Annotated in this window: 1 protein-coding gene; it reads left to right on the top strand. The window is 21.0% G+C overall.

Translation table 4 applies throughout. The features are described from left to right. The first annotated feature begins 95 nt into the window (after positions 1–95). Complete coding sequence (locus tag N9R85_RS03830; RefSeq protein ID WP_262858659.1) at positions 96–1,013, top strand: hypothetical protein; 918 nt, start codon at positions 96–98, stop codon at positions 1,011–1,013. Positions 1,014–1,112: the final 99 nt, after the last annotated feature.

Genomic DNA, 1,112 nt, shown 5'->3' with positions numbered 1-1,112 from the left:
GGGGGTCTGAAAACAAAATAGGTTAAAGCCTATTTTTTATTTTTCTCTTTTTTAAAAGAGTTTTGGAAAAATACAGAAAATCTAAAGGAGTTGAAATGAATTTATACAAAATTTGAAATCAAAATAAATATTTTACAAATTTTTTCATTTTTTTAAAAAAGTATGATTCTAAACCAACAAATTTAGATGCTCAAAAAATGAATGCTTTATTTCATAAAAATATTGTTGAAAAAAGCAAAAATTTAAAAAGTATGAAAATATCAAGTTTGATTGATGCTATTCAACAAAACAAAAGTTATATTTGTTCAACAGGACAAAAAACTAGATTTATTAATATTGATATTGATTCAAAAGCAGAAATTTTGTATAAAACTTTAACTAATTTTTATAAAAAAGTTATTAAATTTGAAGAATTAAATAACAAAAGAAGGTCAGATATGTTATTTTTAAAATATTTCTTACCTAGTTTTTGATACGAAACTAATTCATCAAATGAAAACAACAAAAAAATTAGATTAGTTTATGCTTTTGATTCAAATATAAATGTTGATGTTGCTAAAAATATAGCCCAAAAATTAATTACTATTTTAGAATATGTTTTTTTAACATCAGTTGATAAAGCATCAAAAAATATTAAACAAATTTTTTATGGAACAAAAAACAATGTTTTTGTAAATACAAATTTAAGAATTTATAACTCAACAAAAGCGTTAGAAATTTTACAACTTTTATTTAAAAAATTCAATTTAAATGAAGATTATGAAGAAAGTAAAAAATCAAAAAATATTAAATATGATTTGATTGGAGTTATAAAATCGGACGATTATGAAGAAGCATTATGAATTTTTATTGCTTTGTCAAAAATAAATCTTCAATATTTATTAAAAACAAAACCAAAATGAATTAAAAAATTTGAGGATACTATTCAACGACGACCATATTTTCAACCAAAAAATGGCTCAAAAGGTCAAAAACTGCTTGCTTATAGTTCAACAACAAAAACAAAGGAGTAAAATGTCTCAAACACAAAACAAAAAAGACTTAAAATTTAATAATATCGATATTGAAACTTTTGTTCTTTCTTATTATGACAATTTAGAATCTACAGAAGA

It is taken from the genome of Mycoplasma sp. CSL7503-lung (assembly GCF_025515455.1).
Classification (GTDB): domain Bacteria; phylum Bacillota_I; class Bacilli_A; order Mycoplasmatales; family Metamycoplasmataceae; genus Mycoplasmopsis.
This window is presented reverse-complemented; position numbering and strand designations above follow the sequence as displayed.